The sequence below is a fragment of the Xenorhabdus mauleonii genome, assembly GCF_900113945.1.
GTDB classification, from domain to species: domain Bacteria; phylum Pseudomonadota; class Gammaproteobacteria; order Enterobacterales; family Enterobacteriaceae; genus Xenorhabdus; species Xenorhabdus mauleonii.
The window spans coordinates 1-7,837 of sequence record NZ_FORG01000050.1 but is presented as its reverse complement, the minus strand read 5'-3'; the positions used below and the strand labels follow the sequence as shown (position 1 = coordinate 7,837).

Annotated in this window: 11 protein-coding genes and 2 pseudogenes; 12 read left to right on the top strand and 1 reads right to left on the bottom strand. The window is 37.4% G+C overall.

Annotated features, from left to right (window positions below):
* The 12 genes and pseudogenes from BM100_RS21560 to BM100_RS21500 all read left to right on the top strand — a co-directional run.
* On the top strand, positions 1 to 921 hold a 921-nt coding region (locus BM100_RS21560; RefSeq protein WP_244896545.1), incomplete at its 5' end, for an S-type pyocin domain-containing protein.
* Between the two features lie 5 nt (positions 922 to 926).
* Entirely contained in the window at positions 927 to 1,205 is a 279-nt protein-coding gene (locus BM100_RS21555) for an immunity protein (protein WP_244590754.1), read from the top strand.
* A 181-nt stretch (positions 1,206 to 1,386) separates the two neighbouring features.
* The gene (locus tag BM100_RS21550; protein ID WP_092514742.1) at positions 1,387 to 1,683 is read left to right on the top strand and encodes an immunity protein; all 297 of its coding nucleotides are present in this window, start codon (positions 1,387 to 1,389) and stop codon (positions 1,681 to 1,683) included.
* Positions 1,684 to 1,893: 210 nt separating this feature from the next.
* Complete coding sequence (locus tag BM100_RS21545; protein ID WP_092514733.1) at positions 1,894 to 2,163, top strand: immunity protein; 270 nt, start codon at positions 1,894 to 1,896, stop codon at positions 2,161 to 2,163.
* A 99-nt stretch (positions 2,164 to 2,262) separates the two neighbouring features.
* Entirely contained in the window at positions 2,263 to 2,427 is a 165-nt protein-coding gene (locus BM100_RS21540; protein WP_092514728.1) for a CPCC family cysteine-rich protein, read from the top strand.
* A gap of 328 nt (positions 2,428 to 2,755) precedes the next feature.
* Positions 2,756 to 3,277: an S-type pyocin domain-containing protein gene (locus BM100_RS21535; RefSeq protein ID WP_244590753.1), complete on the top strand. Its 522-nt coding sequence runs from the start codon at positions 2,756 to 2,758 to the stop codon at positions 3,275 to 3,277.
* The gene (locus BM100_RS21530; protein WP_092514718.1) at positions 3,261 to 3,728 is read left to right on the top strand and encodes a hypothetical protein; all 468 of its coding nucleotides are present in this window, start codon (positions 3,261 to 3,263) and stop codon (positions 3,726 to 3,728) included. Before BM100_RS21535 ends, BM100_RS21530 begins: the two co-directional genes overlap by 17 nt.
* A gap of 165 nt (positions 3,729 to 3,893) precedes the next feature.
* Positions 3,894 to 4,616: a hypothetical protein gene (locus tag BM100_RS21525; protein ID WP_092514716.1), complete on the top strand. Its 723-nt coding sequence runs from the start codon at positions 3,894 to 3,896 to the stop codon at positions 4,614 to 4,616.
* Positions 4,617 to 4,625: 9 nt separating this feature from the next.
* The gene (locus BM100_RS24130) at positions 4,626 to 5,528 is read left to right on the top strand and encodes an S-type pyocin domain-containing protein (protein WP_244590752.1); all 903 of its coding nucleotides are present in this window, start codon (positions 4,626 to 4,628) and stop codon (positions 5,526 to 5,528) included.
* Between the two features lie 13 nt (positions 5,529 to 5,541).
* Positions 5,542 to 5,979, top strand: a complete 438-nt coding sequence (locus BM100_RS21515; protein ID WP_092514714.1) for a hypothetical protein — start codon at positions 5,542 to 5,544, stop codon at positions 5,977 to 5,979.
* Between the two features lie 26 nt (positions 5,980 to 6,005).
* Positions 6,006 to 6,460 (top strand): annotated as a pseudogene (locus tag BM100_RS21505) (SUKH-3 domain-containing protein).
* A gap of 281 nt (positions 6,461 to 6,741) precedes the next feature.
* Positions 6,742 to 7,128, top strand: coding sequence for a hypothetical protein (locus tag BM100_RS21500; protein ID WP_092514689.1), 387 nt, complete (start codon positions 6,742 to 6,744; stop codon positions 7,126 to 7,128).
* 395 nt (positions 7,129 to 7,523) lie between these two features.
* On the opposite strand, the pseudogene BM100_RS21495 reads toward BM100_RS21500, so the two are convergent.
* Positions 7,524 to 7,837 (bottom strand): annotated as a pseudogene (locus BM100_RS21495) (tyrosine-type recombinase/integrase); the annotation flags it as partial.

Sequence of the window (7,837 nt, the reverse complement as noted above, 5' to 3'; positions counted from 1 at the left end):
AATGCAGAAACAGGGCAGCTGACCGCAGTGGGATACCATACCAGCAAAGAGAATATGCTGGAGCCGGTCAAAGTCCGCCATGTGCAGTATAATAAGTCCTTAAATCGCTATGAATTCTGGGAAGATGGTGCTTCATCGCCGACATTGGTCTGGTATCAGAACGCGGCATCCGGTGGATTATCCCAACAAGATATCGATAAATCGGTTTCACAAGATGCGACCGTCAATGTCAAAGTCGCAGTGTTGGATCCTCAAGCCACAGGCCAGACACCGGGATTGCCGATCCCCGAGGAAAAGAACTGGCGGGATGGTGCTTACATCAACCCACAACAGGATCCGAGTGAAATCGGTGGAAATAGCACGTCAACGCCGATACCGGATGGACGGGATAGCGGGCCGAGCAAGCTGACCACTCCCGCACCGAAAGAAAAAGATTTCCGCGATTATATTTTGATATTTCCTGTCGCAGGTATCCCACCGATTTATGTTTATATGAATTGTCCATATGGTGGAACTGAAAAAGGCAAATACAGTGGGCGATCTTATGATCCTACCAAAGCTGGTGGTTCTGTTCAGGATTTAGACTGGAGAAATATTGAAATTACACAAGAAGGAATCGATAAAGTTAAACTACATACCAGCAGGTTTGATGAGTCCGTAGAAAACCAAATAATGATTGAACGATTGGAGAAAATTTTATCCGGAGAAATACCTATAACCGACTACGATAGACGATTTTATACACATGAAACAAGAGAGTTAGAACGTTATAGGGCTTTAGGAGTTCCTGATGGCGCTAACGATTTGATTACATGGAATAATGCACACACAGCTACATTAGAAGATTATAAAATTAATGAAAAGGTAGAGCCCTTATATACGCCGGAAGCTATTGCAATAGCTATAGAACGTGAAAGTTAATAACAATGCTTGGAGAATTTGCCATGAGTTGCATAAAAAAAATAATAGAAAATGAATCAGTTGAAGATGCACTTTTGTATCTGTCATTAAAAAAATCTTATCAAACTATAGATCTTCTATATGTTCAATATCGTTTTGAGATTATTGCAGAAGGGATTTTATTGAGTACATATATGAAGCTATTGCAAGATGGTAAGTTAGTGCAAAATGAAAAGGGAAAAACAATCAAAGGTCCCAATTGGAGAGAACCTGATTTTATTAAAAATAAAAAATATGGCATTTAATGTGGCTGTATTTTTTAATGTATTAATCATATGCGGTAAATACAAAAAGGAGAGTATTTCTCTCTCCTTTGCAAGTTATTCTTATAGAGTTAATGAAGTCTTTTTTACATTTATTTAAAACAGAACGCGGCGATGAAGAATATAGATAAGCACTGGGTTTACCAAAAAAGAGACGTTATTAATGTCAATGATGAAATTAATTATTGAAAATGAGTCTGTTGAAGATGTTATGATGCTTTTTGCACTAACAGCCTCTTATCGGTCATTGGATAGAATGTATACTGACTATAAATTTGAGGTTGTTGCTAGACGGGAGCTTTTATTTACTTATAAAAGGCTAATTAGTGAGGGTAAATTAATGGAAAATGAGGAGGGTAAGACAATCAAAGGTCCTAATTGGGTCGCTCCTGATTTTGTGAAAACAGGTAAATATGATGCCATCTATGAAGAGTATCTTAGGGAAAAATCTAATAAATAGAAAAAATTAAGATGTGTTTTTAAATTGATGGAAAACTTAAAAGGTGAAGAATTTACTTTTCCTTTTTCAAAATCCATAAGTAATTTAATAGCATTATATAAATGCAATAAACTTTCAATGAGATATCTTAGTCCCATATATTATATACTTCTTAACTCATAAAAACTGGTGACTTGAAGAGGGATATTATGTAAATAGGTAGGTGAAATTATGAACCCACTGGAGATGATGATAATAAATGAATCTGTTGAGGATATACTTTTATTTTTTTCCCTTAAAAGTTCGTATCCATCCATAGATAGTATGTATGTAAGATTTAATTTTGAAGTCATTGAGAAAAACGAGCTATGGACAACGTATAAAAGACTACTAGATGAAGGAAAATTAGCTAAAGATGATAAAGGGAATATAATTAAAGGCCCAAATTGGAAAGAACCTGAGTTTTCCAGAACGAAAAAATATAGTAATTTAATTGAATGAAATAAAAGAATAATATTTAAAATGGAGTGTTAAAAGCTATTTGTTTAAACGAGTAGCCTTTTGCTTTAATGTATAAACCTCCAAATATTGGTTAGACCGATGAACGATAAATATCATCGCCCATGTTGTAATAATGTTACCCTAGATTCTCTTGGAGAATATCTCATTTGTGATATTTGTGGATGGGAAAATGATCCAATTCAGTCTGATGATCATGATTTTCAAGGAGGAGCTAATAATATGAGTTTAAATGAATCTAGATAAGCATTCTCAGAAGGTAAAAAAGTAATATAGTGAGACAATAATTTAAATTGTATATTTGCCTGTCCCTGATATTTTGTAACCAACAACAGTAACAGGCAAAGTAATATCACTTATCCAGCAGCGATGGCACAAATTTACAGCCCTAATCAATTTATCTGCATTTTTCTGGTTTCGTAAGGCATAAAGGAAACGTGCTGGCAGCCGCTGATTTGATCCGGCATCCGGTGGATTATCCTAGCAAGATATCGATAAATCGGTTTCACAAGATGCGACCGTCAATGTCAAAGTCGCTGTGCTGGATCCCCAAGCCACAAGTCAGACACCGGGATTGCCGATCCCCGAGGAAAAGGACTGGCGGGATGGTGCTTACATCAACCCACAGCAGGATCCGAGTGAAATCGGTGGAAATAGCACGTCAACGCCGATACCGGATGCAGGGGATAATGGACCAACCAAGCTGACCACACCTGCGCCGGAGGAAAAGGACTTTCGCGATTATATTCTGATATTTCCTGTTTCAGATATTCCACCGATTTATGTTTATATGAGTAGTAAAATCATAAAAAACTCAGCAGGTACTAATGTCGAAAGGAAATATGTAAACAGTCAGGATGAATTGTTAGCAGCAGCAGAGAATGCAGCAGGAGGTAGCTTAGATAATTATACTGAAGAAAAAGAATTTTGGTATATGAGCCCTGATAGGCAGAGAAAAATAGAATGGAACCCGGTAGGACATAAGAACACCAATGAGGGACCACATGTTACTGTTAGGGACTTTGATGGGGCTCGTTATTCTGTAACAGATAAAATTTTTATAAAAGGTAGAGATAAGTATGATGGAAAACCATAAAAAATATACTATGAAACAAGCTAATGACATTTTGTATTCTATATTAGGTGGCGATATATCTGTATTGGAGCACATTGATTTTCCGCAAGATGGTAGATATAAATTATTAGGTAAAATAGATGATTGGGAGAGTTTAGATGATCATGAAATATTAAATAAAATTTTTTTTAAACAATATATTCACAACGATATTTATATAATAACTGATCTTTCCTATTCAAAGGATGAGGTTTATTTTATAAAAAAAGAAAATATTAATATTTTTATTGATTGTTATCGTAAATTAAATTCTCAGTGTTTCTTTAATGGCGCAACTTTTTTTATCTCCCCATCGGATCAAACCTTACTTGAATTTAATGACGATGGTTATGTTTTTTTACATAAACTACCAATATTATTAGACGATAAAGGTCGAGAACTGATGTTGAAATATAAAGGTATTATTTATTAATTTAAATTGTGTATTTGTCTGTTACTAATATTTTGTAATCAACAACAGTAACAGACAAAGCAATATCACTCATCCAGCAGTGATAGTGCAAATTTTATGACGCTATTTAGTTTATCTGCATCTTGCAAGTTGTTGTAAGGAATAATGTAAACGTGCAAGCAGCCGATGATCCAGCATGTGGATGCACAAAAATTAGCGGAGCAGTTGATTGAAAAATCTTCCACTGAGACAGTGAAAACAGCCAAAGGAACAGGGGCATTCCACCAACTTGTGCCGGGGGAAATCAGCAACGCAACACCGGAAGTCGAAGGCTGGACACAAGCAGCGCTGTTAGATTCTCGATACTACCCCGACCCCAGTTATCCGGGATTTATCGCGCGGCCAAGCCATAACCGTCGCCATGTATTGGAAATCGCCCGCATCGCCAAACCGGTCTTTGCCAAATCCTGTTTACAACCTTCGGGTTGTACCGATGCGGGAACGGAAACCGAGCCGCATACCCATTTGGGTGAAATGCAGGTGATAGAACCCGCGTATGGTATGGTACCTTTGCCGCCTCAGGTGTTGATGAGAATGGGAATAGGGGGGGCGGTAGGTGTTGGCTCTACGGTAGATAGAGGTAGTGAGTTGGATAAAGAAATAACTCGCCTTCTGATATCCAAAAGTGAAAAAAGCAACGTAGATCTGTTCCGTTCTGATCCCGTGACAAGTAATGAGTTTGCGATGAAAGCGCTGCTGGTGACAGCAGGCGTCATGATACGGAATTGGTGGAATGGCAGTGACAGTGACTTACTGAGTCTCGAAAGTTTAACGAAAATTGCTGACGAGAAAGGAGTAGCACCGACTTGTGTTCGCTACCGTTTTGTGGAAGATGCACAGACAGGGTAACTGGCCGCAGTGGGATACCATACCCGTGAGAACGGTGGTATGGAGGACGTTAAGGTTCGGCACGTAAAACATAATGAATCATTAAATCGGTATGAATTTTGGGAAGATGAGGCGACTTCGCCGACATTGGTCTGGTATTTGAATGCCGCATCGGGTGAATTCTCACAGCAGGATATTCATCAATATGTTCCGCAAAATTCGACGGCAAACGCCAAGGTAGCCGTACTTGATCCCAACATCACGGGGCAGACACCGGGATTACCGATCCCCGAGGAAAAAGACTGGCGGGATGGTGCCTGCATCAATCCACAGCAAGATCCAAATGAAATTCGCGGAAATAGCACATCTACGCCGATACCGGATGGAAGGGATAATGGGCCGACGAAGCTGACGACACCCGCGCCACAGGAAAAAGATTTTCGCGATTATATTCTGATATTTCCAATCTCGAATATTCCGGCGATTTATGTTTATTTGAGTAAGAATGCAAATGATCTTAATGCAGAATTAATTGATACTCAGGAGAAGATCAATTCCGTACTTCGCGAGCATTTACCCGAAATACTTAAAATTGATCCTAACGCTGAAGTCGGTTATCGCGGCAGTGCCGCGAGTGAGATTAGCAAAGCGCATGATTTAAGTATAGCAAGGCCTGTCAATTTAAAAAGCTTTGATGTGGATGCATTTATTAAATCTGATTATTTGGGTAGTGATATAAGGTATACCAATAGACGACGTGATGGTAATAAGTTCCCAGAAATAGCTAAAATTGAGCAAGAGATTGATAAAAAGCTAAGAGCTACACTGCCTGGGTTAAGGGATGAAGCTTTTGGATTCAGAATATACAAAAGCCATGAGCTTGATGATTACCTACGAAAAGGTGATAATCAAATAATTATTAAAGATAAATAATTCAAGGTGATATATGACACGTTACTTAAGTATAGTATTAGGTACAGATACTAGTTTTGAAGAGTTGGTATCTGAAATAAAATATGTTTTCGATATTGGTTTGCTAACCAAAGATGATAAAGGTAGGTATATAGCTACTGGTGATTGTGGGAAATATAAAGTTATTGTGATTGATAAATTAGATAGAACATCTGAATTGTTATGTGATGAACATTATACGCTAGAATTTGCCATGAATAGCGAAAATGATAACTATGAATACGAAGACAATATCAGAAATATACTATATAAAGGTAAGATTAAATGGATTCGAGGGGTATGGAATACAATAAATGAAAATGAAACTTGCAAAATAATTTATCCTTACGATAAACAATACAAAAGTAAATCTTATAATGATTTTATTCAAATAAAGTCGGAATGTTTTTCCGGCTTTATTTCTTACTTATGAATTTAGCCAGTTTAACAGGATAGAAAATGTTTTATTCATTTAATGATGTAATAAAAGAAAGGCTACTTAGAAGTGGCTGGTATCCAAACAGGTCGATAAATATTGATAAATATTTATCTGTATTAGAAGGAAAAGGTTATGATGTTCATCATAATGCTATGAATTTTTTCATAGTTTAGGTGAAATAAAGATTGAACATGAAGCTTATGCTGACCCTACAAATATAGATGTGAGTGATTTTACACCTACAAAACCGACTGATTGGTTAGACCCATTGTGGGTAGAACACTATGAAAACATAATTGAAAATAAGTTATGTCCGATAGGTATAGGTTTTTCTGAACACATGACATTTTTTCTATCTGAATCTGGTGGTTTTTATGGTGGATATGATGATTATTTTTGCTTAATAGGAAATGACGTTGAATCTGCGCTACAAAATTTATTTTTTGAGCATGATTTTACACAACTAGAAAAATAAACCTCACTTTTACATCGTATGTGGCTATCTTTTAAAATTAAAGGTAGCCATATTTATATTTTTACGGACGATTTTGTTATTTTTTCTTGCAGACGCAGCCCCAAAATGAGCAGGTGTTCACGATGTCCCATTACCAACAACTGTAAAAGGTAGAGGTTATCTACCCGATGGAACAGAAATTACGCCCGACATGGCAAGGATAGTTATAAAATCAGATGGTTCCGTTAGAACATCATTTCCATATAGCTCTTCACATTCGAATTAAATTAGAAGGACGATAAATGAATACAATAGAACATATATGCAATGAGTTAGGATTACCCAAAGGGGATAGCTTTATCCAAGATTGGGTGCTTGAATTGCCAGAAGAATACCGAACTAAGGAGTGGCTGAAGAAATATATTGTTGCTTATTCAAGTGATAATTATTCTGAATTGGAAAAAAATACATTAATGGAATTGATGTTAGATATTGCAAATGACTTTTTAACTCAAAATGTAAATTGTGATGATGAATCAATTCCTAATGTGCTTAATTTACTTTCAAATAATTATCAATATCATTTGCAACTTATTGATTATTGGTCATTGGATGAGGAGCTGTTGGAAGATTGTTTCACATTGACGCCGAAGGTTAGAGAAATAAAAAATAAACTTGGGCTCGCATAGGTAAGTGCAATTTCTGAAAAAGGTGTCAGTTAATGTAATAAGCATTTTATTCTCACAATCATTTTGATCGTTCAGATTGACACTGAGGCGCTGCGCTTGTCTTCTCCGTGTTACCGGGCTAATTTATTAGCCCGGTAACACGGAGAGCCTAAAAAACACCTGCCAGAAAAAAAGTAACTTCTCGCCTACTCCTCATTTTTCTCCTCACTCTTTATTTTCCTCACTGCAAAAATAGGTGAGGAATCGGGATTTATTTACCATTAAAAATCAATGAGTTTTGCATTCCTCACTTTTTCCGCATATAGGCGAGAAAAGTGAGGAATAAGGTGAGGTGCAAATTCCCTTTCCTCACAGCTCCTCACTTTCTGACTCACTTTTTAATCTTCATTATTCTGGTTAACAAGGTTGATTTCCTGGCAACGGGTAAATCGCAGTTCACTGGAACGGACAAACGTCAGCAATGCCAGCTCTACCGCGATTTTGGTCAGCAAGCGCCCGCGATAAGCCGATAAGCGGTTCAAAAAATCAGGTGAGGCTTCATGAGGCAGGGTAGGGTGATGACGTGATTTTGTGATGGTGAGTGCTCCGGCCATATCATTAGCCGGGTTGGATGCCAGAATATCGTTCTGGGTGGCATAGCGCATGATAGCGGTAACACGTTGTTGTAATCGCTGGGCGATGTTGTGTTTACCCGCATCATCAATGGCCT